Source organism: Actinoplanes lutulentus (assembly GCF_003259845.1).
In the GTDB taxonomy this organism is placed as follows: domain Bacteria; phylum Actinomycetota; class Actinomycetes; order Mycobacteriales; family Micromonosporaceae; genus Actinoplanes; species Actinoplanes lutulentus.
The window spans coordinates 498,053-523,655 of sequence record NZ_QLMJ01000001.1; the positions used below are offsets into that span (position 1 = coordinate 498,053).

The 25,603-nt window shown below is 68.9% G+C and carries 19 protein-coding genes; 7 read left to right on the top strand and 12 right to left on the bottom strand.

Annotation, left to right across the window (positions count from 1 at the left end; all coding sequences use genetic code 11):
• Positions 1-8: 8 nt before the first annotated feature.
• Positions 9-773 carry an SGNH/GDSL hydrolase family protein gene (locus tag B0I29_RS02045; RefSeq protein WP_111647058.1) on the top strand — a complete coding sequence of 255 codons (765 nt, stop codon included), beginning with the start codon at positions 9-11 and terminating at the stop codon, positions 771-773.
• A gap of 31 nt (positions 774-804) precedes the next feature.
• Here the strand turns inward: B0I29_RS02045 and B0I29_RS02050 are convergent, their stop codons facing one another.
• On the bottom strand, positions 805-2,226 hold the full coding sequence (locus tag B0I29_RS02050) for a hypothetical protein (RefSeq protein ID WP_111647059.1): 1,422 nt from the start codon (positions 2,224-2,226) through the stop codon (positions 805-807).
• A gap of 244 nt (positions 2,227-2,470) precedes the next feature.
• Here B0I29_RS02050 and B0I29_RS02055 point away from each other — a divergent pair, with 244 nt between their 5' ends.
• Both B0I29_RS02055 and B0I29_RS02060 read left to right on the top strand, forming a co-directional pair.
• Positions 2,471-3,619, top strand: a complete 1,149-nt coding sequence (locus B0I29_RS02055; RefSeq protein ID WP_111647060.1) for a monooxygenase — start codon at positions 2,471-2,473, stop codon at positions 3,617-3,619.
• A 31-nt stretch (positions 3,620-3,650) separates the two neighbouring features.
• Complete coding sequence (locus B0I29_RS02060; protein WP_111647061.1) at positions 3,651-4,604, top strand: TIGR03885 family FMN-dependent LLM class oxidoreductase; 954 nt, start codon at positions 3,651-3,653, stop codon at positions 4,602-4,604.
• Positions 4,605-4,615: 11 nt separating this feature from the next.
• Here the strand turns inward: B0I29_RS02060 and B0I29_RS02065 are convergent, their stop codons facing one another.
• Positions 4,616-5,488 (bottom strand): alpha/beta hydrolase, encoded by an 873-nt coding sequence (locus tag B0I29_RS02065; protein WP_111647062.1) that lies wholly within the window; start codon positions 5,486-5,488, stop codon positions 4,616-4,618.
• A gap of 156 nt (positions 5,489-5,644) precedes the next feature.
• Between B0I29_RS02065 and B0I29_RS02070 the strand changes: the two genes are divergently transcribed.
• Complete coding sequence (locus B0I29_RS02070) at positions 5,645-6,628, top strand: aldo/keto reductase (protein WP_245972134.1); 984 nt, start codon at positions 5,645-5,647, stop codon at positions 6,626-6,628.
• 56 nt (positions 6,629-6,684) lie between these two features.
• Entirely contained in the window at positions 6,685-8,151 is a 1,467-nt protein-coding gene (locus B0I29_RS02075) for a catalase (RefSeq protein ID WP_111647063.1), read from the top strand.
• Here B0I29_RS02075 and B0I29_RS02080 read toward each other — a convergent pair.
• Positions 8,142-10,586, bottom strand: coding sequence for a glycoside hydrolase family 94 protein (locus tag B0I29_RS02080; protein ID WP_111647064.1), 2,445 nt, complete (start codon positions 10,584-10,586; stop codon positions 8,142-8,144). The genes B0I29_RS02075 and B0I29_RS02080 overlap by 10 nt on opposite strands.
• Positions 10,587-11,013: 427 nt before the next feature.
• Here B0I29_RS02080 and B0I29_RS02085 point away from each other — a divergent pair, with 427 nt between their 5' ends.
• On the top strand, positions 11,014-11,511 hold the full coding sequence (locus B0I29_RS02085; RefSeq protein ID WP_111647065.1) for a VOC family protein: 498 nt from the start codon (positions 11,014-11,016) through the stop codon (positions 11,509-11,511).
• 34 nt (positions 11,512-11,545) lie between these two features.
• Here B0I29_RS02085 and B0I29_RS02090 read toward each other — a convergent pair whose 3' ends face one another.
• The 4 genes from B0I29_RS02090 to B0I29_RS02110 form a co-directional block, all read right to left on the bottom strand.
• A complete protein-coding gene (locus tag B0I29_RS02090; protein WP_111647066.1) occupies positions 11,546-11,773 on the bottom strand; it encodes a hypothetical protein in 228 nt (75 codons plus the stop codon).
• A 70-nt stretch (positions 11,774-11,843) separates the two neighbouring features.
• Positions 11,844-12,947, bottom strand: coding sequence for a hypothetical protein (locus tag B0I29_RS45555; protein WP_181557648.1), 1,104 nt, complete (start codon positions 12,945-12,947; stop codon positions 11,844-11,846).
• Positions 12,944-13,276 carry a PadR family transcriptional regulator gene (locus B0I29_RS02105; RefSeq protein ID WP_111647340.1) on the bottom strand — a complete coding sequence of 111 codons (333 nt, stop codon included), beginning with the start codon at positions 13,274-13,276 and terminating at the stop codon, positions 12,944-12,946. The genes B0I29_RS45555 and B0I29_RS02105 overlap by 4 nt, the downstream gene beginning before the upstream one ends.
• 169 nt (positions 13,277-13,445) lie before the next feature.
• Entirely contained in the window at positions 13,446-14,456 is a 1,011-nt protein-coding gene (locus B0I29_RS02110; protein ID WP_111647069.1) for an intradiol ring-cleavage dioxygenase, read from the bottom strand.
• A 202-nt stretch (positions 14,457-14,658) separates the two neighbouring features.
• On the opposite strand from B0I29_RS02110, the gene B0I29_RS02115 reads away from it, so the two are divergent.
• Positions 14,659-15,024, top strand: a complete 366-nt coding sequence (locus B0I29_RS02115) for a hypothetical protein (RefSeq protein WP_146616685.1) — start codon at positions 14,659-14,661, stop codon at positions 15,022-15,024.
• Positions 15,025-15,033: 9 nt separating this feature from the next.
• On the opposite strand, the gene B0I29_RS02120 is transcribed toward B0I29_RS02115, so the two are convergent.
• From B0I29_RS02120 to B0I29_RS02140, 5 genes are all read right to left on the bottom strand, one after another.
• On the bottom strand, positions 15,034-16,044 hold the full coding sequence (locus B0I29_RS02120) for a 1-aminocyclopropane-1-carboxylate deaminase (RefSeq protein ID WP_111647071.1): 1,011 nt from the start codon (positions 16,042-16,044) through the stop codon (positions 15,034-15,036).
• Positions 16,045-16,053: 9 nt separating this feature from the next.
• Positions 16,054-16,689 carry a GntR family transcriptional regulator gene (locus B0I29_RS02125; RefSeq protein WP_111647072.1) on the bottom strand — a complete coding sequence of 212 codons (636 nt, stop codon included), beginning with the start codon at positions 16,687-16,689 and terminating at the stop codon, positions 16,054-16,056.
• A gap of 381 nt (positions 16,690-17,070) precedes the next feature.
• The gene (locus B0I29_RS02130) at positions 17,071-18,663 is read right to left on the bottom strand and encodes a lysyl oxidase family protein (RefSeq protein WP_111647073.1); all 1,593 of its coding nucleotides are present in this window, start codon (positions 18,661-18,663) and stop codon (positions 17,071-17,073) included.
• A 112-nt stretch (positions 18,664-18,775) separates the two neighbouring features.
• Positions 18,776-24,742 (bottom strand): DUF7507 domain-containing protein, encoded by a 5,967-nt coding sequence (locus B0I29_RS02135; protein ID WP_146616686.1) that lies wholly within the window; start codon positions 24,740-24,742, stop codon positions 18,776-18,778.
• 98 nt (positions 24,743-24,840) lie between these two features.
• Entirely contained in the window at positions 24,841-25,539 is a 699-nt protein-coding gene (locus B0I29_RS02140; protein WP_146616687.1) for a hypothetical protein, read from the bottom strand.
• Between the last annotated feature and the right edge of the window lie 64 nt (positions 25,540-25,603).

Genomic DNA, 25,603 nt, shown 5'->3' on the forward strand with positions numbered 1-25,603 from the left:
AGTGGGTAATGACGAGGTACGTCGCCATCGGTGACAGCTTCACCGAGGGTCTGGGCGACACGCTGCCTGACGGCAGCGAGCGGGGCTGGGCGGATTTGGTCGCCGCCGGCATCGCTTCCGGCGAGGGAAAACCCATCGAGTACGCGAACCTGGCGATCCGTGGCCGGCTTCTGGAGCCGATCGTCACCGAGCAGCTGGACGCCGCTCTGTCCCTGTCACCGCCGCCGACGTTGCTGTCGCTCAACGGCGGTGGCAACGACATGATGCGGCCGGGCAACGACATGGCCCGCCTGGTCGGCATGACCGAGCAGGCGGTGCGCCGGTGCCTCGACGCCGGCGTGCGGGTGCTGCTGCTCAGCGGCGCCGACCCGTCCGGGCACCTGCCGATGGGCGGCCGGATGAGGCCGAAGGGTGAGGCACTGACCGACGCCGTCGCAGCGTTTGTCAGCAAGTACGACCTGACGTTCGTGGACATGTTCCACGACAAGGAGATCCAGAAGCCGCAGTACTGGTCGGGAGACCGGCTGCATCTGAACACGAACGGCCACCGCCGGGTCGCGAGCGTGGTGCTCAACGCGCTGGGCTACCCGACCGAGGCGTACGTGGTGGCGCCGGACCCGGCCGGGACGAAGAGTCTGGCGGCCGAGCTGCGCTATTACCGGGAGCACGTACTGCCGTGGATCAACCGGCGGCTGCGGGGGCGGTCATCCGGCGACAACCGCAGCGGCAAATACGTCGCCTGGACACCGATCACCCCCAGCGTGTCGATTTAGGGTGCGGATCGCACCCTAAATCGACACACGGTCAGTTGATCGGCAGCACTCGCGCGACCTTCACCGACGTGCTGGTGCTGCCGGCGGCCGGATAGGCCACACTGCCGTCGGAGTACGCCTTGAACGCCTGGTAGGCGTGGTCCTTCACCTTGACCGTCAGCTTCGCCCCGACGGTCGAGCCGGTGCCCGAGTCGTACGCCTGAACGGCCATTGACGACCCGGACTGCCAGGCCAGCAGCATCCGGCCGCTGCCGTAACCGACCAGGTGCGGATGCGCGGCCGAAGCGCCGGTCTTGATCGTGCTGGTCGACTTGCCGGTGGTGAACTTCTCCAGCCGCACCGAGCCGCCCTGGCTCCACGCCGCCCAGTAACCCTTGCTCTTGGCGAGCACGACGTCACCGTTGAACAGGCTGCCGTCACAGGTACCGGCCGCGACCGTGCGATAGGGGTCGGGCTGGGCGACCCGGCACTCGTTGTCGGTGGCGCAGACCGTCACGAACTTCTTCGTCTTGGGGTCCCAGACGATCCGTGACGTCCAGGCGTGGCTGCAGCCCACCTCGAACGCGTCGGCGTGCCCGCCGACGAGCTTGCCGCTCGCGCTGACGACCTGCATCCGGTCGCCCTCGTGCACGTCGACGCAGCTGCCGTTCTTCACGGTGATGGCGACGCCGAAGTACGCCGCCCAGTTCTTGCCGTCGGTCGCGAGCCGGCCGTGGTGCTGGTACCACCAGATGAACCGGGCGCCGTCGTCGTACCCCTGCTTGCCGCCGGTCAGGTTGGTGACCTGACGTTCCCAGACCAGCTTGCCGTTGTTGTCGAACCGGACCATGTGCATGGTGTTGCACGGGCTGGACTCGCCGCCGCAGAGCGGCCCGTCGCCGCAGGAGCCCTTGCGGGTCAGCAGCAGCACGCCGCCGGTGGCGTCGGCGGCGACGTCCTGCAGATCGATGCCGGTGAAGCTGGTGGGCGTGCCGGTCAGCTTGTCGTCGCAGCCCAGCTTGCCGAGGTTGACCTTGCCGTTCGTGCCCATCCAGGCCAGCCAGGAGGTGCCGTCGGGGCGGGCCGCAATGGCGAGCGGAAGCTTTTCGGTGTCACCTTCGGAGCCGTATCCGATGACGGAATTCGGCAGTTTCACGTCGGTGATTCTGGCTTTCGGAGCAGCCGCGACGGCGCGGCCGCAGCCACCCGCCGCGGTCGCCGCCGAGGCCGTTCCCGAAGCGCTGGCCGAAGCGGAAGCGGACAGGGAAGCCGACGCGGAGGCGGACGCCCCGGCGCTTGCCGATCCCGTCGCCCCCGGAGCGGCGATAACTCCTGTTGTCGCAGGTGAGGCCGGGTCGAGCGTCGAATTCACCGCTACGCCCTCCGCCTGCGGAGTGCCCGGTGAGCACGCACCCAGCGCCAGGGCGGCGATCGCCCCCGCGATCAGCCGACGGCCGCGACCGTACGTTCGCATGTCTTTTCCTCGTAAGTTTTAAGTTTTGATTACGGGCGACTTAAATTGCGCTTCGGTAATGGTCGAGAATGCGCGATTCACGACCCTACTGGTCGCGCTCCCAAACGCAAAGCGAACAAATTCAAAGGAACCTTTACGGGCCCGCCCCCTAGGGGACGCTATTTCCGGGTTGTCACGGATACATCGATCATGCCCAGTTCGGCAGGATGAGGTGGTCTCGTAACCTGGCCCCGGGGAGGCCCGTATGAGATCCACCTTTGCCCTGGCCGTGACCGCGCTGCTCCTGGGAACGGCGGCCTGCGCGGCCGGCCCGGAAGCAGAGCAGCCCGCCGCACCCGCGCAGAGCAGCCATGCCGGTCATACCGGCGGCTCCGCGCCGCCGCCCTCACCGCTGCGCGACGGCGAGCGGTTCGTCGACGTCGGGCTGGATCAGCCGTACACGCCGGCCGCGCCGAACGGCGGCACCGACGAGTACCGGTGCTTCCTGGTCGATCCGCAACTGACCGAGCCCGCCTACCTGACCGGCAGCCAGTTCCTGCCGCAGAACGAGGCGATCGTGCACCACGCGATCTTCTACCGGGTCGACCCGGAGCAGGCCACCGAGGCCGCGAAAGTGGATCAGGAAAGCACCGGCGAGGGCTGGACCTGCTTCGGCGACTCCGGGGTGCAGGGGCAGACCGCGTGGGTGGCGCACTGGGCCCCGGGCGCCGGCGAGACCCTGATGCCGGACGGGTTCGGCTTCGTCATGCCGCCGGGCAGCAAACTGATCATGCAGGTGCACTACAACCTGCTCAACACCAGCGGCGCCGACCAGTCCGGCATGAAGATGCGGCTCGCGGCCGGCGACTCCGGCCTCAAGCCGCTGGAGACCGCGCTGGCGCAGGCGCCGATCGAGTTGCCCTGCGAGCCCGGCGGCAGCGGGCCGCTGTGCGACCGGGAGACCGCGATCGCCGACGTGGCGAAACGGTTCGGCGCCGAGTCGGCCGAGACCGTCGAGCAGCTCAACCAGTGGTGCAACGCCGGGAAAGCCCCGAAGGCGGGCAACACCCAGCACTGCGACCAGCCGGTCGGCGAGGCCGGCACGATCTACATGGCGGCGGGGCACATGCACCTGCTCGGCCGGTCGATCAAGGTCGAGCTGAACCCGGGTACCCCGAAAGCGACAACGGTTCTCGATGTACCTTCCTACGACTTCGACAACCAGTCACTCGTACCCCTGAAGAAGCCGGTGAAAGTCGCTCAGGGTGACATCGTCCGGGTTACCTGTACGCATGACGCGCTGCTGCGCAAGCAGCTGCCGCAGCTCAAGACGCTGCCGTCGCGCTATGTGGTGTGGGGTGAGGGCACGAGTGACGAAATGTGTCTCGGGATCCTGGTGATGGCACCGGGTTAGTGAAGGCACACGGCGTGGGTACCAGAGGGCCATGACGGAGTACGGAATCCACGCCTCGCACGAGCAGATCCCACCCGGCGACCTCCTTCAAGCGGTGATCGCCGCCGAACGCGCCGGCTTCCAAGCGGCGATGTGTTCCGACCATTTCTCGCCGTGGAGCGCCCGCCAGGGCCAGTCGGGTTTCGCATGGTCCTGGCTGGGCGCCGCGCTGCAGGCGACAAACCTGTCGTTCGGCGTGGTCAACGCGCCGGGACACCGGTACCACCCGGCGATCATCGCGCAGGCGATCGGCACGCTCGGCTCGATGTACCCGGGGCGGTTCTGGACCGCGCTCGGCTCCGGTGAGTTCAGCAACGAGCACGTGGTCGGCGGGGAGTGGCCGCGCAAGGATGTCCGCAACGCCCGGCTGCGCGAGAGCGTCGACGTGATCCGTGACCTGCTCGCCGGCGAGGAGGTGTCCCGCGACGGCCTGATCACCGTCGACCGGGCCCGGCTCTGGACCCGGCCGGAGGCGACCCCGCCGCTGATCGGCGCGGCGATCAGTGTGAAGACCGCGCGCTGGTGCGCCGAGTGGGCCGACGGCCTGGTCACCGTGAACGCGCCGGAGGACCACCTGCGCGAGATGATCTCGGCGTACCGGGATGCCGGCGGCCGTGGCCCGATCGCCCTTCAGGTCCACCTGAGCTGGGCGCCGACCGAGACCGAGGCCGAGGAGATCGCCCACCACCAGTGGCGCAGCAACATCTTCAAGCCGCCGGTCTGCTGGGACACCGCGACCGCCGAGGAGTTCGACCTGATCTCCGCGAACGTGACGGTCGACCAGGTGCGCGAGTCGGTCAACATCTCCGCCGACCTGGAGAAGCACGTCGACTGGCTCAAGGGTTACGCGGCGCTCGGCTTCGACCGCATCTACCTGCACCACGTGGGTCAGGATCTCGGGCCGTTCGTGGAGACCTTCGGCGCGAAGGTCCTGCCTCGTCTATGACTTCTTGAGGTTCACTTCTTTTTCAGCACGGAATTCAGGTGGGCGATCGACGCGCTCACCTCAGGACCGGGGTCGGTGCCGATCAGGCAGTGATCGGCACCCGCCACGATCCGCAGCTCGACGCTCGTGCCCGCCTCGGCGAGCCGCTGCTGCAACTCGATGCTCTGCCCCACCGGCACGATGCGGTCCTCGTCGCCGTGCACCAGCAGGATCGGCGGCGCCGTCTCGGTCACGTAGGTGACCGGGCTGGCCGCCGCCGCCTCTTTGGGCAGCTCCTGGACCGGCCCGCCGATCAGGCGGCTCTCCGGCGACTCCGGGTCGTCGTGGTCCTGCAGGCCGTCCGGGTGGTTCTGCGAGGCCATGCTGAGCAGGTTCGACGGGCCGTACCAGACCACGGCGACGGCCACCGAGTCGGACGATCCGGTGACACCGACGTCGCCGGCCAGCTCCGGGTCCTTGCCGGTCAGCGCCACCAGGGTGGCGAGATGCCCGCCGGCCGACTCGCCCCACACGCCGAACCGGGCCGGGTCGACACCCAGCTCGGTCGCGTTCTGGCGCAGCCAGCGGACGGCCGCTTTCACATCGTGCAGCTGGGCGGGGAACTGCGCCTCGCCACTGAGCCGGTACGTCACCCGGGCCACCGCGTATCCGGCTTTCACCAGATGGTCGGGCACCTGGGCGACCGCCTCGCCTTTGTTGCTGCCCTTGCGCCACGCGCCGCCGTGAATCCAGACGATCAGGGGGCGTTTCTCCTCACCCGCCGGCCGGAAAACGTCCAGCGTGAGCGGCCGGAATCCACTCACCTCGCCGACGACGGCGTCACGCCAGATCGTCAGATCCCCCTCGGTGACAGGGGCCGGAACCGGATAGCGGCGCGGTTTCATCCTCACTGCCTATCACGCCGGTCACCGGTGCAGCGGATCTTCGGCCGGTGCGGGGCGCCCATACCGGGGGCGATTCATCGACCGAATGCGACGGAATAAGCACGCTGAGTCCCGCCAGCGGTTGACCCGGACATCGATCACCGTTAAACAACTGGAGTGGATCCGTTCGAGAATGTGGAACTCGGCGCCTCCGGCGTCATGGTCACCCGGCTCGGCATGGGTCTGGCTCCGATCGGGGGTCTGTTCACCCCGGTCGGTGACGAGGCCGCGGTGGAGGCGATCGATACGGCCTGGCGATCGGGGGTGCGCTTCTTCGATACCGCCCCGCTGTACGGCGCCGGATTGTCGGAACGCAGGGCCGGAGCGGCGCTGCGGAAACGCTCCGATTTCACGCTCTCGACGAAAGTCGGCCGCCGTTTGGTGCCCCGGGCCGGCCCGCCCGGACCGGATATCTGGGCCGAACCCACCGGTTGCACCCCGGTCTTCGATTTCACCGCCGAGGGCACCCGGAACGCGTTCGAAGAAAGCCTGAATCGTCTCGGCCTGGACCGGATCGACGTGCTTCACCTGCACGACCCGGATTCCCATTTTGACGAGGCGCTGGCAGGTGCTCTGCCGGTGCTCGCCGGCCTGCGCAAGGACGGCGTGATCGGGGCGGTTTCCGCTGGGATGAACCAATCCCGGATGCTGACCGAATTCGTTCGCACCGGCCTTCTCGACTGCGTGCTGCTCGCCGGCCGGTATTCGCTGCTCGACCAATCCGGCCTGGCCGACCTGCTGCCCGAGTGTGAACGCCGCGGCGTCTCGGTGATCGTCGGCGGCGTCTTCAACTCCGGTGTCCTGGCCGACCCCTGGAACACCAAGATCTACGAATATCGGCCGGCCGCGCCCGAGGTCGCGGCCCGCGCGCAGGCGATGGCCCGGCTCTGCGAGCGGCACGGCGTGCCGCTGCGGGCGGCCGCGATCCAGTTCCCCCTCGCCCATCCGGCGGTCACATCGGTGCTGGTCGGGATGCGGTCGGCGGAGGAGGCGGCCGACGCGGCGGCGATGGCACGGCTGCCGATCCCGGACGGTCTCTGGCGCGACCTCGCCAACGCCTGGCTGCTGGCCGACGACGTCCCCGTGCCCTCCTCCGCTTAATTTGACTCGTTCCAGAAAAGGGGGCAACGTGGGTTGCTGATGGAAAGGAGTTCACCGTGAGCACTCCCGAACGTCCGCACACCACCACTGACGCCGGTATCCCGGTCGCCTCGGACGAGCATTCACTTTCGGTCGGCTCGGACGGCCCGCTTCTGCTCCAGGACCACTACCTGATCGAGCAGATGGCGAATTTCAACCGGGAACGCATCCCGGAACGCCAGCCGCACGCGAAAGGCGGCGGCGCCTTCGGCACCTTCCGTGTCACTCAGGATCTGAGCGACCTCACCCGCGCGAAACTCTTCCAGCCGGGTACGGAAACCGAGACGATCGTACGGTTCTCGACCGTCGCCGGCGAGCGTGGCAGCCCGGACACCTGGCGCGACCCGCGCGGCTTCGCCGTGAAGTTCTACACGCCCGACGGCAACCTGGACATCGTCGGCAACAACACCCCGATCTTCTTCATCCGCGACCCGATGAAGTTTCAGCACTTCATCCGCTCGCAGAAGCGCCGCGCCGACAGCAACCTGCGCGACCACGACATGCAGTGGGACTTCTGGACCCTGTCGCCGGAGTCGGCGCACCAGGTCACCTATCTGATGGGCGACCGGGGCATCCCGCGCGACTGGCGGCACATGAACGGGTACGGCAGCCACACCTACATGTGGATCAACGCGGCCGGCGAGAAGTTCTGGGTGAAGTACCACTTCAAGTCCGACCAGGGCATCGAGTCCCTCACCCAGGCCGACGCGGACCAGCTGGCCGGCTCGGACGGCGACTACCACCAGCGCGACCTGTTCACCGCGATCAAAACCGGTCAGTTCCCGAGCTGGACCCTGCACGTGCAGGTGATGGGATTCGAAGAGGCCAAGGCGTACCGGTTCAACCCGTTCGACCTGACCAAGGTCTGGCCGCACGGCGATTACCCGCTGCGCGAGGTCGGCCGGCTCACCCTGAACCGCAACGTGACCGACTATCACACCGAGATGGAACAGGTCGCGTTCGAGCCGAACAACACGGTGCCCGGCACCGGCCTCTCCCCGGACAAGATGCTGCTCGCGCGCGGTTTCAGCTACGCCGACGCGCACCGGGCCCGGCTCGGCGTCAACTACAAGCAGATCCCGGTCAACGCGCCCAAGGTGGAGACGCACAGTTACTCCAAGGACGGCGCGATGCGCGTCCAGAACGCCACCGACCCGGTGTACGCGCCGAACTCCTACGGCGGCCCGCAGGCCCAGCCGGGACTGACCGACGACGGTGGCACCTGGCACTCGGACGGTGACATGGTCCGGTCCGCGTACAGCCGGCACGCCGAGGACGACGACTGGGGCCAGGCCGGGACGCTGGTCCGTGAGGTCCTCGACGGCCCGGCCCGTGACCGCCTCGTCGCCAACATCGTCGGCCACCTACTCGAAGGCGTCAGCGAGCCGGTGCTGCTGCGCGCCTTCGAGTACTGGCACAACGTCGACAAGCACCTCGGCGACCGGGTGGAGGCAGGGGTGCGCGCGGCCCGCAATCAGGCCTGAGTTGCTTTCGCCTTCACGTGGACGACGGCGCCCGGCTCCGCCAGGGGAATCAGGTTTCCCTCGACGCGGGCGCCGTCGATCTCCAGGTGGGTGATGCGGCTTCCGCCTTCCACCTCGATCTGGTACGTGGAACCGCGGAACCTGCGGGTCGCCTCGAATCCCGTCCAGCCGCCGGGCAGGACCGGGTCGACCCGCAGGCCGGTGAAATCGGGGCGGATGCCGAGGATCCACTGCGTGATCGCCACGAAGTTCCAGGCGGCGGTGCCGGAGAGCCAGGAGTTCTTCGCCTCGCCGTGTGTCGGGGCGTCCTTGCCGGCGATCATCTGGGCGTACACGTACGGCTCGCAGCGGTGCACCTCGCTGATCGTCTCCCGCGCCGACGGGTTGAGCCGCTGGTAGTAGTCGAACGCGCGGTCGCCGTTGCCGGTCATCGCCTCGGCGATCATGATCCACGGGTTGGTGTGGCAGAAGATCCCGGCGTTCTCCTTGTACCCGGGCGGGTACGACGAGATCTCACCGAGCTCGATGCGGTACCCCGAGTACGCCGGCTGCTGGAGCACGATGCCGTGCGGGGTGGCGAGCCGTTCCGCCACGCTGTCCAGGGCTTTCACCGCGAGGCCGTCGTCCAGGCCGACCCCGCCGAGCACGCAGATGCCCTGCGGCTCGATGAAGATCTGCCCCTCGTCGTTCTCGCCTGACCCGATCACGGTGCCGTGGAAGTCGTACGCCCGCCGGAACCAGGCGCCGTCCCAGCCGTGCTCGGCGACCGTGCCGGCCATCTTCTCGGCGGCGGCCCGGTAATAGACCTCCTCGCCGTCCAGTTCCCGCAGCGCGGCGATGCCGGCCAGCTCCTTGGCGGCCAGCACGAACAGTCCGGCGATGAACACCGACTCGGCGACCCCGCCGTGGGCGTTCTCGGTGGTCTGGAACGGCTCGCCCGGGGTGTCGGAGAAGCAGTTCAGGTTCAGGCAGTCGTTCCAGTCGGCCCGGCCGATCAGCGGCAGCCCGTGCGGGCCCAGCCGTTCCAGGGTGTACCGCAGGGACCGGCGCAGGTGCTCGTACAGCGGTTCCTCGCTGCCGGCCGCGTTGTCGAACGGCACCGCCTCGTCCAGCAGCCCGGTGTCACCGGTCTCCTTGATGTACGCGGCCACGCCCAGGATCAGCCACAGCGGGTCGTCGTTGAAACCCTCGCCGATGTCGTTGTTCCCGCGCTTCGTCAGCGGCTGGTACTGGTGGTACGCGCCGCCGGTCTCCTTCTGGGTGGCCGCGATGTCCAGGATCCGCTGCCGGGCCCGCCCCGGAACCATGTGCACGAACCCGAGCAGGTCCTGGTTGGAGTCGCGGAACCCCATGCCTCGGCCGATCCCCGACTCGTATCCCGAGGCCGACCGGCTCATGTTGAAGGTGACCAGACATTGGTACGCGTTCCAGATGTTCACCATCCGGTCGGTGTCCCCGTCCGGGGTCCTGACCTGGAACTGCCCGAGCAGTCCGTCCCAGTAGGTTCGGAGATCCGCCAGGCCCTGCTCGACCGTCTCCGGCCGCAGCCATCGCTCGATCACCGGCTTGACCCGGGACTTGTTCAGCGTCTGCGATCCCGGCGGGTCGAACTTGTCGTCGCGCGGGTTCTCCGCGTACCCCAGCACGAACTCGACCTCACGGGTCTCGCCGGGCGCGAGCGCCAGCTTGACGTGGTGGCTGCCGATCGGCTGCCAGCCGTGCGCGATCGAGTCGCTTGCCGCGCCGTTCTCCACGGCAGCCGGCCGGTCGTACCCCCGGTAGGCGCCGAGGAACGCGTCCCGCGACGTGTCGAACCCGGCCAACGGCTCCGAACAGGCGAAGTACGCGAAGTGGTCGCGCCGCTCCCGGTACTCGGTCTTGTGGTAGATCACGCCGTCCTCGACCTCGACCTGGCCGATCGAGTAGTTGCGCTGGTAGTTCGTGGCGTCGTCCTGCGCGTCCCACAGGCAGAACTCGACCGAGGAGAACAGCGACAGCTCGGCCGGGGTGTCCCGGGTGTTGGTCACCCGCACCCGCCAGACTTCGAGGGTCTCCCCCAGCGGCGCGAAGTACAGCGTCTCGGCCGCGATGCCGCCCCGGGTCGAAGCGATCCTGGTGTAGGACAGGCCGTGCCGGCATTCGTACCCGGTCAGCTCTTTTTCCGGGGTGGGTTGCCAGGAGGGTGACCAATAGTCGCCGGTCTCGTCGTCGCGGACGTAGACGTAGCGTCCGCCGACGTCGAGGGGTGCGTTGTTGTACCGGTAGCGGGTGAGCCGCCGCAGTTTGGCGTCGCGATAGAACGAGTACCCGCCGGCGGTGTTGGAGATGATCCCGAAGTAGGCGTCCGTGCCGAGGTAGTTGATCCACGGCAGCGGCGTGTCCGGCCGGTCGATCACGTACTCGCGCTGGTCGTCATCGAAGTGCCCGTAACGCAACAGGTCCTCCTGCGGTCGGCTTGAGAGCGCGTTCTGGGAGCGCTCCCACGTGCCTCATTTTACCGCGCCGTAACGATGTTGAACGAGATCTGTCTATCTTCCGAAAGCGGGTTGATTCCGCGCGACGAGAACGGGCCGGCGGTTGCTCAGTTGTCGAGCTCGTCCGGCCACATCGCTCGCGCCGAGCCGACCCCGAGCACCAACGCCGCTGCGAACACCACGACTACGACCATGACCGCCGCCCTCCGGTAAGTTGCACATCACTGTGCACCAACGCCACCCCTCTTAAACAGAGAAGTGGCGCCGGCCTCACCGTGGCGGTCGTCACGCCGGCGGGGATCACTCGGCGGTCGTCACGCCGGCCAGGGATCACTCGGAGGTCGTCACGTCGGCCAGGGGCCACCCGGCGGCCCTATGCTCGGAGGTCATGAGCACCGCCGACCCCGCCAAGTTCGAAGCCGACCGCCACCGCATCCGCGAAACCCACCTGCGCCCCGCCGCGGACCGCCCGGCCTCCACCGCCCGCGGCCTGCACCACACCGCCCTGATCAGCAGCGACGTGGAGACGACCGTCCGCTTCTACCAGGGCCTGCTCGGGTTCCCCTTGACCGAGCTGATCGAGAACCGCGATTACCCCGGCTCCTCACACTTCTTCTTCGACATCGGCAACGGCAACCTCCTGGCGTTCTTCGACCTGCCCGGCCTGGACCTGGGCCCGTACGCCGAAGTCCTCGGCGGCCTGCACCACATGGCCATCTCGGTGGATCCAGCCCGCTGGGACGAGCTGGTCACCCGGCTGGCCGAGGCAGGCGTGGAACACACCGTCCACAGCGGCGTCTCCGTCTATTTCCAGGACCCGGACGGCGCCCGCATCGAGCTGATCGCCGATCCCCTGGGCGAGATGTACGGCACGAAGGTCCTCTGACAACCGAACCCCCCGCGGGTCCGGCGGCTGGCCCTCAGCGTTGGCGATTGCGCGGATGGTTGCGGGCCATCCGCTCGTTGCCATGCTTGTAGTTCCCGGTCAGCCGCGCCATCAACTCCTGCGGGTCCTCGATCTCCACGTCGACGAGAAACCGCTGCGCGGCGGCACCCCGGAGCACCGACGCCGGCCGCCCATGATGCAGCACCTCGACGTCGCCGTTCTTCCGAACCCGGTAGGTAAAGCCCTCAGGCACATTGGTCATCACCGCATCATCACGACCCCGCCCTCCGAACGCGAACGACTTTCCTCGATGAGCCAGCGGCATCAGGCGCTCACGCCGGCCTGGAACGCGCCGCCCACTCCCTGATCCGCCGCCAGGTCGACCGGCCGGACGCCAGCAGGTAGGCGACGCCGGCCGCGACCAGCCACCACTGCTCGTCCACCACCGCGTCGACAACGGCGATCACCACCCAGACCGTGATCAGCAGGCCCATCACCATCTCCGCGGTGTCGCCACGCCACCACGGACCCTGCTTGGCGGGCTCGGCCTCGGCCAGGTCACGGGCATAACCGGCCAGCGACGGGAACTCATCCCGCGGATGCGACCCGGCCACCGCCACATGCGAACGAGCCTCCGCCACCATCTCGGCCGCCCGCGCCGGCGCCACGTCGAACCGCCCCACCAACACATCCCGAAGCCGCCCGAACCAGGCCCCCGCATCCGCCGGATCACCCGCCCCGGCACCCTCCGGACCACCCGCCCTGGCACCCTCCGGACCATCCGCGCTGGCACCCTCCGGACCACCCGCGCTGGCGCTCCCCGGACCACCCGCCCTGGCATCGGACAGGTCTCGGCGCGGTGCTCGTTTCTCCCGGGTGAGCAGCCACATCGCCCCGGCCGACACCGCGAGCAGCCCGAGAATCGGCAGCTCACCCACCCGAGTCTTCGGCAACTGGGTGAACGCGCCGCCCGCCGCGACCACCAGCACCCCGAAAAGCGCGAACCCCCAGGGCGCGGCTCGCGGATGCCCCGCCGCCCGCAGAGCACCCGGCACCTGCGTGCACACCGCGGCCAGCCCCGCCAGAACCGATCCGGTCAGCCCGGCGACGGTGACCGGGATGGACAGCCCGCCCACCGACAGCCCGCCGACAACCGCCACCGGCACCCCGAGCAGCGCCAGCGCGAACAACCCCTCCCGGAGATGGTCACCGACCGTCCGGCCCTGGGTGTCTCGCCGCGCCTGCTCGGCCGGCTGATCGGCGGCGACCTCGGCCGCGAAGTCGAGCGGCGCACCCAGCGACTCCCACGGGTCCTGCCCGCTCTCGTCGTGGTGGGCGCGGGCGTCCTCGATCAGCGGGGTCGCCTCGCCGTAGCCGATGCCCCGATCGGCGAGCGCCTGCCGTGCCTCGAGCTCCCACCTGTCGAAGGACCTCATCGCGTCTCCTCCAGGAACCTCTGCATCGCCTCGGTGAACCGTCCCCATGACTCGCGCTGCTCCGCGAGCCGCCGCGACCCGGACTCGGTGATCGCGTAGACCTTGCGCCCCGGGCCGCCCTGCCCGGCATGCCAGCTCGACGTGACCACGGCGTCGGCCTCCATCCGGTTGAGCACCGGGTAGAGAACACCGCCCTTGATCGCGCCCAGCCCCTGCTCGGCGAGGCGCTGGCCGAGTGCGTACCCATGCCGATCGCCGTCGGTCAGCGCGGCGAGGACCGCCATCTCCAGGGTGGCGCGCACCCAGCCGGACTCCGCGTCCGCAGCCATGACCACCCCCCTGAGCATCAAACCGGACTAGACACCGAACTCTACTAGTCAAATTTCCAACTAGCAGCCCCCGAACATGCCAAAAGCGCCGCGCGGAGCCCAAGCTCCACGCGGCGCCGAAAACCAAAGCTGAAAACCCAAAGCTGAAACCAAAGCTACAAACCGAAGGTCACGCCGGCGGCGCACCCGACGGCGGCGTACCACCAGGACCGCCACCACCCGGCGCACCCGACGGCGGCGTGCCACCCGGGCCACCACCACCCGGCGCACCCGACGGCGGCGTACCACCGGGCTCCCCGCCGCCACCGGCCGGGGCAGCGCCCGCGGTCGGCGTCGTGCGGGTGTCCACCCCTACCGACAGCGAGACCGCGTACCCGCTGCTCACGTCGCCGGTCGCGGTGCCGAGCTGGCTGGCGCCGCTGTCGTCGCCGAACACGTTGTCGTTGTCCAGGGTCACCTGCGCGAGGTTCGTCACCGACGCCTCGTACCCGGTCTCTTTGTAGACGACGTCGCAGACGTCCTTGGGAAGCGCGACCTGCGAGGTGGCGATGGCCTTTGTCGAGTCGGTGATGTCGGCCTCGGTCGGGTACACCTCGAAGTGGATGTGCGGCCAGCGCCCGGTGTAACACGCCGGGAAGATGCTGGTGAACGACACCTTCCCCGCGTCGTCGGCGATCTGGACGCCGCGCAGATAGTTCTCCTCGGTGACCCCTTCGGAGTACATCGAGTACAGACCCGCGCGGTCACAGTGCCACACGTAGACGGCCACACCGGCGAACGCGGCCCCGCCGTTCGCCAGGTCTTTGATCGTCAATTCAAGAGACATGGGTACGCCTTCAGCAGTGCCACTGGCATCGCCGAAGCTGGACCGGATGTCGCTGCGAACGATCCCGCTCTGCTCGAGAACATCCGGACCGTTCGACCCGTCGCCCGGGTACGGCCCAGCGGTCTCGTCCGGGATCTCGCCCGACGAGGTGGTCGCCGTGGACGAAGTGGAAGCCGACGAGGTCGAGGATGACGAATCACTGCATGCCGCGAGCCCGAGCGCAACCGCACCGACCCCGAACGCGCGCAGGACGTTACGCCGCCCCATCAGTGTGCCGAGGTCGAACCCGAGCCCCTGGTCGAACACCTCCTCGTCCGGATTGGGAAGCCGACGACCCTGAAATGTTGAACTCACGTTTCCTCCGCAATGTGCCGATTGCTAAGGAACATGCAAACAGCGGAGCCTATGAATGCCCTGTGCCGGCTCTGTAGAGCCGACATGGAAGCCCGCTGTGCGGAGACGGCGTGACGCGAAGGTTTCCTCCAGGTAAGGCGGATACGCTCCAGCCGCCGCCCGATCAAGACCGGGAATCGCGGCGTCACCGGGGAGAACGTGCATGAGGAGAAGGCTTCACTTCAGCTGGATGCTCCCCGCGAGCATCGTCGCCGTGCTGCTCGGCGTCGTCAGCGGCATCACCTGGCTGGTCAGCCGCCTCATCGACGCCGACCAGTTCGACCAGGGCGAGATCAGCGACGGGCGCCCCTGCATCGCCACGGTCCAATCAATCTCGGACACCCACAAGGCTGACGTCTATCGGGTGGAGCTCCGCCTCCACGCGTACGACGGCACCGAGGAGGTCGACACCGTCGTGCGCGAGTCGCTCACGCCGACCGAGGCGGGCCTCGCGATCCCCGGCGCCGAGTTCCGCTGCGTCACCGACCCCGAGGACCACACCCACGTCGAAGTGTTCTGGTCCGAGTAACTCACTCTTTCAGGAGAAAAGACCTGCGTACGCGTTGAGCGCCGGTTGTCCGCCGAGGTGCGCGTACAGCACGTTCGAGTCCCGGGCGATCTCGCCCCGGCCGACCAGATCGATCAGCCCGGCCATCGACTTGCCCTCGTAAACCGGATCGGTCACCATGCCCTCGGTCCGGGCCGCCAGCTTCATCGCGTCCAGCGTCGCGGTGTCCGGGATGCCGTAGACACCGCCGTGGTACCGCTCGTCCAGGATGATCTCGTCCTCGGTCAGGTCCCGCTCGACGCCGATCAGCGAGGCCGTGGCCCGCGCGATCCGTGCCACCTGGTCACGGGTCTCGACCGGCTTGGCCGAGCCGTCGATGCCGATCACCCGGCGCGGGCGTCCACCGGCGGCCGCGAACCCGGCGATCATGCCGGCCTGGGTGCTGCCGGTCACCGAGCACACGATGATCGTGTCGAAGAAGACGTCCAGCTCACGCTCCTGCTCGATCAGTTCGTACGCCCAGTTCGCGAAGCCGAGACCGCCGAGTCGGTGGTCCGAGGCGCCGGCCGGGATGGCGTAGGGCGTACCCCCGCCGGCCTTGACCTCGGCGATGGCGGCGTCCCAGCTCTCCTTGAAGCCGATGCCGAAACCGGCCTTCACCAGCCGGACGTCCGCGCCGGCGAGCCGGCTGATCAGGATGTTGCCGACCTTGTCGTAGACGCTGTCCGGCCAGTCCACCCAGCTCTCCTGGACCAGCACGCACTTGAGGCCGGTGGCGGCGGCGACGGCCGCGACCTGCCGGGTGTGGTTGGACTGCACCCCGCCGATCGAGACGAGCGTGTCCGCGCCCTGCGCGAGCGCGTCAGCGACGAGATATTCCAGCTTGCGGGTCTTGTTGCCGCCGTACGCGATACCGGAGTTGCAGTCCTCCCGCTTCGCCCAGACGGCGGCGCCGCCGAGGTGCTCGGTCAGCCGGTCGAGACGATGCACCGGCGACGGACCGAACAGCAGCGAGTGGCGGGGAAAATCGGCGATCGACATGCGGACTCCTCAGAACGTGACGCTGTGGTGCAGATGGCCCCAGATGATCGAGTTGACCTCGACGGCCCGCGCCTCGTCGCGCGTGGCCAGGGCTTCGATGAGTTCGTCGTGCAGCCGCACCGAGCGGGAGGCTTGTGCTGAGGTGAAAAGCAGGCGCTCGGCTCGGCGTACCAAAGGGGTGTATCGATCGACGGTGCCGGTGGCCGCGGCATTTCCGTAAGCACGCAGCGGGATCGCGTGCACCTCGTCGTCGGCGGCCAAGGCCGCCTCGACGTCGCCATCGGCGACGGCGGCGGCAAACCGGGCGTTGGCTTCCCGCATGCGTTCCACCTGGTCAGTGGTCATTCTTGCGGCAACCGAGAGTACGGCCAGACCGTACATCGCCCCGACCACAGCCGCCGCGTCCTCGACGTCCTTGGCGACCACCTCGGTGACCCGGGTGTAACTCTGCGGCTTGGTCTCGACGAGCCCCTCACCGGCGAGGCGGGCGAGCGCTTCGCGGATCGGGGCCCGGGAGAGACCGAGGCGCTCGGCCAGATCGTCGGGCCGCAGCGCGGCGCCGGGAGCGAGCGTGCCGTCAACGATGGCACCGAGCAGCCGCCCGTAAGCCGCGTCCCGCAACAGATGCCGTCCGACCGTCTCCACAACTGAAATGTTAGATACCAATCACGCCCAAGGGCAACCCCCCGGCTCAGAGGACGCACCGAGGCCTGCGGAACAACGCTTTCGCCACGACGGAGAGTGGACGCCCGGTGAGGCGCCCGCCAGATCTTGGAAACCTGTGGGTGCTCTAGCCCCTACAGACTTCCGCAAAGCCGGAACCTTCCAACATCGTGGCTCCACAGCGTCCCCGCAATGACCGCAAATCACGTGAAATCGACCGGCCTCGGCGGCGACCGCCCGAGACTTGTGAGTTTGCGGTCGATCAGACGCCCGAACCGCACAAGATCTGTGACAACGCCGCGCCACAAGAGCCGCCCCGCCCCCATGTCGGAGGCGGGGCGGGGGAACGAAACCCGGGAGGGGTCAGCCCACGATGCCGCTGACCTTCGGGACGGTCAGGGTGCGCTTCTTGGCGGTGCCGCCGATGACGATTTTGCGCAGCGCCGAGTTGTTCGTGGTGCTGGTCTCGGCGAGCTTCTTCGACGGGTTGGCGAGGACCTGGATGTAGTAGGTCCCGTTCTTCAGCTTGGTGATGTCGAAGGACTGGCCCGGCCGGTCCTGGCTGTACGTGTCACCGTTGCCGATGTCCAGAACCTCACGCACCGCGACGACGGTGTTGGCACCGCACGAGGTGGCGAGATCGGTGTTGTCCGGCCGCCACTTCGCGCCCTTGATCGTGTAGTCGACGGCGTCGGTGTTGGCCAGGCAGAACGCCTCCTTGCCGCTGTGCACGACGAGCTTCTTGTCCGCGGCGAGCAGGTTGTACTGGGCGAAGTCGGTGAAGTGCCAGTGCATGTGGCCCTCGCGCGGGTCCCACTGCATCGTTCCGGCGGCCTTCGAGCCGACCTGCTTGCCCTTGGCGTCGAAGAAGTACTGGTACGCGTCCATCACCTCGGTGCCGGTACGACGGAAGCCGTCGACGAGCAGCGGCGAGGTGCCGGCGTTCCAGACGGTGGCGCCGAAGTTGACGTACGTCTTGCCGTCCGGCTGGCCGGTCTTCTCGTTGACGCCCTCAGAGAGGGAGATGCCCCAGGCCGGAAGCGACTTCAGGTCCGGCTTCGGACCGGCCGGGACGGTCTTGACCGTCTTCGGGCGAGCCGCCGAGGCGCGGAACTCGGGCAGGTACGACGAGACCTGACGGCTCGCGTCCCCTTCACCGTGGTGCAGGTCGTGCGCACCGGCGGGCGCCGGCTTCGACAAAGCCACCGCCGACGAAGCCGCCGACGAGGAAGCCGCCGCGGACAGCGACGAGAACGTCGCGTCCACCACGTTCAGCGCCACCTTCGCGCTGGCCTGCTTCGCCGGGATCCCGAACAGCTTGGTGTACTTCGCGTTCACCGTCGCCGTCGCCGTGTACTTGCCGGCCTTCAGCTTCGACAGCGTCGCGCCGCTCGGCTGGTCCGGCACCGCGGCGTCCCAGCCGGCCTGGATACCCCAGACCGCACCGAGCGTGAACGGGTTCTCCCCGCCACACCGGGTCGGGTACGGGTTCGTGGCCGGCGCGTCCCGCCGGGTACGCCCGGACGAGTACGAGTTCGCACAGAACGCCGTCTTGTAACTGGTGACCACCTTCCCGGCCTTGTCGGTGATGGTGATCGTGGTGAAGTCCTTGAGCCCGGTGAAGTCACGGACGGTCCCGAGCGGCAGCACCGCCTGGGTCTTCTTGCCGTTCTTCACGACGGTGCGGGTCGCGACGATCGGCGAGTCGTACCCCTTGCGGGTGGCACGGATCTCGAACGGGTCCTTGCCCGCGATCACGTGCAGGCCGAGGTCGAAGTACACGTAGACGTCGTCGCCGTCGGCGTACCGCTCGGCGGTGACGGTCTTGGCGGCGGCCACGAAGGACAGTGGCGGCGGCGCGGTCGCTGCCTCCGCCGCGCTCACGCCGGCGCCCGTGAGCAGTAGCGCGCCCACCGCGACGATCGCGATCGGCCTCCGCTTCCTCGGGTGTGTCATCTGTTCCCCCCATGCCGGTCGGCCGGTTTCGCACCGGCCTCGTGGCACAGATCCCACCGCAGAGCCTGTGAAACTCCTGTGAGGTCGCGAACGTTGGCACGGATCGGGGAGGTCAAGAAACCCGGAATGAAGGGCGCGATCGGCGAGTGACCAGCAGCAATGCGACGCCGGTGAGAATCATCGCGAATCCGGCGAGGAACATGGCGGCCGAGCCGCCGGTCACCGGCACGGTGCCGGGTGGGTGATCCGGTCCCGCTTGCGGATCTTCCGAGGGTACGACGACCGTCGACGGCGCCGTGGCCTCCACCGGATCGGCCGCCGCTGCCGTCCGGTCGCCGGTGACCAGCACCTCGTACGTGTGCCGCCCGCTGGCCGCTTCGCGTTCGGTCAGGTGGTAGACGTCGGACCTGCAGGTCACCGTCCCGCCCGGGGCGAGCCGGGTGGCGGGGCAGGTCACCTTCGCCGGCAGGCCGGTGACGCGGACGTTGACGAGGGTGACGTTGCCTTCGTTGCGCACCGCGACGGTGGAGACCACGTCGTCGGGCACACCGAGTTTGCCGTCGCCGTCGACGTCGGTCCAGGTGGCTTTCTGGTCGGCGATCAGCTTCGGCCGGGCGGCGGCGACCGGCACTGTCGTCTCGGCGCTGTTGGAGCCGACCCCGCGATCGGTGGTGGACCACAGGCCGGCGGCGGTGGCGCGGGCGGCGACCGGCCGGCTGTTGTCGATGTCGTCCTGGGTGACCCGGTACGCCCGATCGGCCGTACAGGTCGTCGACACGCCCACAGAAAGACGGGTGTCGGCGCAGGTAACCGACCCGGCCCGGGAGTCGGTGACGGTCAGCGAGCGAACGGTGACGTTGCCGGCGTTGGTGACCTGGTACCGGTACCGCACGGTGTCGCCGATGTCGGCGGACGTGGCGGCGAGAACAGCGACGTCCCCGGCCTCCGACGCCGACGCGGTGATCGACGCCCACATCCGCAGCCGCAGCGCGGGCAGCGGATCGGCCACCCCGACGCTGACCTTGAACGGCCCGAAGGACTTCTTCCCCGGGGAGTACCCGACGACCGCGACCTCGTCGACGATGGCGGTGGCCGCGTCGATGTCGCCCTGGGTCACCCGGTAGACCCCGCTGACGCAGGTCATGCTGGCGCGTACCGCGAGGGTGGTCTGCGGGCAGCGGATCGGGCCGGTCCGGGTGGTCGTCACGGCGATCCCGGTCACCGGCTGGTTGCCTGAGTTGATCACCTCGTGGGTGTACGTGATGGTGTCGCCGAACTCGGCCGCGTCCTGGTTCGCGGCCGGCGTGACCACCGCTGTGGTGTGCACCATCAGTTCGGGCCAGCTGACCAGGATGGGCACGCCGACCTCGACCGGCCCGAACGTGCGGCCCTGTCCCCCGCCGCGCCCGCTGACCGTGGCCCGGTTGCGGACCTCGCCGCCGGCCGCCACGTCGTCAGCGGTCACGGTGTAGCTCGCGAGTGAACGGCAGGTCATCGCGTCGCCGGGCGCCAGGGTGTCGTGCGTGCAACTGGCCGCCGCGAACCGGCTGTCCTCGACGATCACGTCACGCATGGTGAGGGTGCCGGGATTCGAGACCGTGTACTCGTACCCGATGGTGTCGCCCTCCCCGACGCCGTTGCGATGATCGCCGGGAGTGACCACCGCCTGGCCGGTGAGGGTGAGGCGCAGCGCGCCGGGCGCGATGGGAACGGTGATGCCCTCGGTCGCCTGCAGGCTCGCCGCGCTCTGCTGGGGTGAGCGTCCGCGCAGCTGGGCGGCGCCGGTCAGGGTTCCGCCGGTGTCGACGTCGGTCTGCCGGACGGTGTACGTCGCCGCGTCGCAGTCCATGATCGCGCCGACCGCGAGAGTGCCGGCCGGGCAGGAGGCGGTGCCGCCGAGGGTGTCGGTGACGGTGATGCCGGCCATCGTGACGTTGCCGGTGTTACGCACCCGGTACCGGGAGTCGACCAGGTCGCCGAGGGTGACGCCGCTCTGGTGCACGGCGGGGCTGACGCTGGTGGTGACGGCGAGGGTCAGCAGCGGCGTGGATCCGACCACGGCGACCGACGACCCGCCCTCGGCGGTGGCGACGGCGGCACCGGGTGCCACGCTCGTTCCGGCGATGATCGCGTCGTTGACCACCGGCTGCTCGGCGTCGACGTCGTCCTGGGTGACCACGTACGGGGCGACGGACTGGCAGGGCACGGTGGCGCCGGCGGCGACGCTGGCCGGGCAGGTGACGCCGGAGACCTTGGAGTCGCTGACCGCGAGGTTGCCGAGGGTGACGTTGCCGTTGTTGGTGACGACGTACGTGTACCCGATGGTGTCACCCACCGCGACGGTCGCCGCCGATGCCGGGGTGACCACGACCGCGAGCGCCGGCGCCGGGATGGCGACCGTGACGGAGGCGCTGTACGGCCCGTACGTCTTGACGGTCGAGGTGCCGGCGGGCACACCGGTGATCGTGGCCGAGCTGGTGATCGCCCCGCCGGTGTCGAGGTCGGCCGGGGTGACCGTGTACCGGTTGGCGGCCGCGATCGTGCAGGTCATCGAGGCGCCGATGGCCAGGGTGGTCTGCGGGCAGCTGACCGGCGTGACCCGGGTGTCGGTGACCGCGATGCTGTCCATGCTGACGTTGCCGTTGTTGGTGACCGCGTACGCGTAGTCGATGCGGTCACCGGCCGCCGCCGCGTTCTGCCGGCTGACCGTGCTGACGGTGGCGGTGACCACGGCGGTCAGCGACGGGACGGCTACTACTACGGGGACACTCGCGGTCGTCTGGGCGTACGCAATGGGTTCGATGTTGATCGGGGCTTGGGCTTTCGCGGTCGCGGTGTCGCTGATCGGATTGCCGGCGGTGATGTCCGCCGAGGTGACGAGATAGGTGCTGGCGGCCGTGCAGGTGACGTCGGCGGCCGGGACGAGGCTGGTGACGCCGCCGCAGTTGCCGATGCCGCCGCGGGTGCCGCTGACCGACAGGCTGCTCATGGTCAGGTTGCCGGTGTTGGTGATCTTGTACTGGTAGCTGATCGTGGTGCCGGCGGCGGCACCGACCGCCGAGCTCGGCGCGAGCGTGGTCAGTACTTCGAGTTTGAGCACCGGCGCGGCCGCGGCGACCGTGACGGTCGCGGAGTCGGCGTTGTCGCTGGTGTCCGGGTCGGTGCTGCCCGACGCGATGATCTGGCTGGAGTTGGTGAGCGAACCGGATCCCTGCGCGCTCGCGGTGAGCAGTAGGTCCTCGGCCGCGGCACCGGCCGTGACCTGCGGAATCGACCAGATGCTGGCGCCCGAGTCGTAACTGCCGGAGCTGGGCGTGCCGGTGAGCAGGACCAGGCCGGCGTCGGCCTCCTCCCGCACCATCACACCGGCGGCGTCGGACGGGCCGTAGTTGCGCACCCGGATCGTGAAGGTCAGCTGGTCGCTCTGCACCACGCTGCCGGGGCTGACCGACTTGGTGACGCGCAGGTTGGAGCGGCGCTCGACGGTCCGGGTGGTGGTGACGCTGTTGTCCGAGCCGTCCGGGTCGGTGTTGGTCGCCGAGACCGTCGCGGTACGCGAGTACACCGGGGCCGAGTACGACGCCGACAGCGGCACCCCGGCGAACTCGATCTGCCAGCTGGCCGAGGTGGCGAGCGACGGCCGGGTGCAGACGTAGATACCACCGTCGGCGGTGACCGTGCCGGGCGTGCCGGAGCCCTGGAAAGCGCAGGTCCCGCCGCTCTGGCTGGCGACCGGGATGGGCCGGCCGGCCGGGATGGCCTGGCGCAGCACGACACCCTCGGCCCGGGTCGGCCCGTCGTTGCCGACCGTGACGACCCCTTTGACGTCGTGCCCGGCGATCAGCGGCTGGGTGGTGTCGGTCTCGTTGGTGATCACCTGGGAGACGGTCAGGTCGGCTTCCAGCTCGATGGTGAACAGGACGACCGAGGTGTCGTTCGCCGGGCTCGGGTCGGTGGTCGGCGAAATGACGGTGGTGCTGGCCCGCTGCGAGCCGGAGGCCGCGTTGGCGCCGATGGTGACGGTGCCGGCGATCCGCACCACCGCGGTGGCCGGCAGCGCCGGGAACGTGCAGGCCGTGGTGGTGCAGTACGGCGAGGCGGGCCGGTTGATGGTGAAGCCGACCGGTACGACGGTGTTGAACGAGACGTTTGTCGCCGCCGACGGGCCGTTGTTGGTGACGGTCAGCGTGAACGGCACGGTGTCGCCCGGCTTCGCGCTGGTCGCGCCGATGGTGAGCTGCACACCGACGTCGGCCTCGGCGGTGCCGGCCGACTGCACCGAGTAGTTGTTGTCGGCGATGTTGGTCTCGGGTGTCGACGAGCTGACCGAGACCGCGTTGTTGACCGCGCCGGTGCCGTTGGAATCGAGCTGCACCACGATGGTCACGGTGCGCGGGACGCCCGGGTCGGTGGTGGGCAGCGTGCACTCGACAGTGCGGGTGGCCGCGGCGAGCGCGCACGTGCCGGCCGACGGGGTGGCGCTGATGAACGTGGATCCGGTGGCGATCGGGTCGGTCAGCGTGATGTCGCGAGCGGTTGACGGACCGTTGTTTGTCACCGTCGCGGTGTAGGTCACCGTGGTGCCGGCGACCGGCACCGCGGGTGTGTACGCCTGAACCACCCGGAGGTCGGTGTGCGTGGCGACCGTCGAGCTCACCGACGTGGCGTTGTCCGCCTGGCTGATCTCGTACGTGGCGCTGGTCGCCGACGCGGTCAGGGTGGCCTGGGCACCCGGCGTGGCCTGGGGTATGACGGTGCCGGTGATGTTCATGGTGGCGGTGGCCCCGGCGGCCAGCGAGGGTATGTCGCAGGTCGCCAGATAACCGGAGACGTTGCAGGTGCCCTGCGGCGAGGTGGCGCCGATCCCGACGATGCCGAACGGGATCACCGAACTCACCTGCACGGTGTTCGCGGTGTTCGGGCCCTTGTTGACCACGGTGAGCACGGTGCCGGCGGGCGAGCCGGCGATCGTGCCGGGTGCGACGACCGCGGCGGTGATGGCAAGGTCGGCCGCGGCCGCGACGGTCGTTCCGGCGGTGCTGGAGGTCGAGGTCACCGTCGTGCTGGTGAGCGCGTCGAGGTAGGAGACGGCGGCCTCGTTGCTGATCGTCGAGGCGGCGGCCGCCGAGGTCACGCGTACCTGGTAGCTGAAGGACCGTGACTCGCCCACCGGGATCTGACCACCGGAGCTCGCGCCGGAGCCCGTTCCGGCACGAACCCGGACGGTACGCGAGGCCGCGTCGTACTCGCCCGTGTCGGAGTCGGCCGCGTCGGAGACCGTCGTCGAGCTGGAGCCGGTGATTGTCTTGATCGAGCCGGGCACGAACGTCACCCCGGCCGGCAGGTCGTCCGCGAAGATCACGTTCTTGGCCGGGTTGCCGCCCTGGTTGGAGGCGTTGACGGTGTAGGTGAGCACGTCGCCGACGTTCCCCGACCCGGCGGAGACCGACGCGGTGCTGACCAGGCAGGGCGCGTTGCCGAACGAGATGCCGTCGAGGAAGTTGCCGTACGTCGGCTTGTTCTGCGCCGCCGAGATCGAGTCGAACGCGAACCGGGAGACGGTCTGCCCGGCCGGAACCGTGTAGATGCCGGACCAGGTCCCCCACGCCGCGGCGCCGTCGGAGATCAGCGTGCCCTGCTGGACCAGCGTGCCGCCGGGCGGGCCGATCTTGGTAGCCATCACGTCGGTGCCGAGCCGGCCGCGGTGCCTCAGCTCCCAGCGCAGCGTCTGGCCGGGAGTGGTTGGCAGGTCCTGGTACAGCTGGGAGACATAGTTGGCGTTGAGCTCGACGAACTGGTTGCCGGAGGCCGAGGTGAAGGTCTGCCGGACCTCGCGCCACAGCTCGAACACCTTGTCCGGGGCGGTGGTCTTCCAGCCGGGCATGTCCGGGCCCTCGGCGATCAGCGACATCGAGTTCGCGGCGATCACCGGCGCCTCGAAGTCACCGTTCGCGATCGTCACCGGGGTGGGGCAGGTGGTCTGCGCGGCGCGTGCCGGCACTGTTGTCTCCACACCCGGTAACAGCAGGAACAACGTACCCAGCAGGACGGCGACACCTAAAGGCGCGACTCCTTTCACGTTCGGGACGTTATGCCGGAAGAGTGCTTTTCACGGTTGCTTTGGCGGTATTGGCCCGCCGGGGCCCGGCAGCCTGTAAAGAGCCGGGCCCGGACGAATCAGAGCGCCTTGTCGAGCTTCTTCAAGGCACGCTTCGTGAGCTTCTTCAGCTCGGCGGTGTCCGGCTCCTCGGAACCGACCAGCGCCACTGTCGCATAGACGTCGTCCTGCGCCACGGCGACCAGCTTCCCGGGTACGGCGATCTCGAAGTTGCCGTCCTTGAGCGTGACGACCACCGAGATGGCCTGCGAGTCGTCGCCGACCTTCGGGAACTTCGGGAGCGCCGACATCTCCATCGTGATGTTGCCGCTCTTGGTGGTCGGGCAGCGCTTGAGCATGTCCCGGGTGCCGTCGACGAGGTCGTGGGCGGCCTTCTTGCCGGTGCCGGCGAGCGTCTGGAGCAGCATCGGGCCGTCGGCACCCTTCATGAAGGCGGCGAGTTCGAGCTTCACCTTGCCCGCGGCCCGGGGCGCCACCGGTTGCGTGGTGGCCGGGGCCAGCAGATTCTTCAGCGGCGGCGCGTCCGGCATCTTGCATGGGTCCCCGCCCAGCGAGTTCGGGTCGATCAGCCCGGGCAGCAGCCCGACGCCCATCACCTCGGCGTCGAACGCGGCCCACCCCTTCCCCGCGGGCAGGTCCTTCTCGGTGAGCAGCCCATCGGCGAGCCCGGCCGGCGCGGCCACGGCGGGAGCGGACAAGGCCAGCACGGCCACCACCCCGGTGGTCAGCGAGACGGCAATATTCTTCAACATCCTCATGCGCCCCACCCTAAGCGGGCTTTTCCGGGCAATCCGGAAAATTCGGAGGCTCATAGGCCGCGCA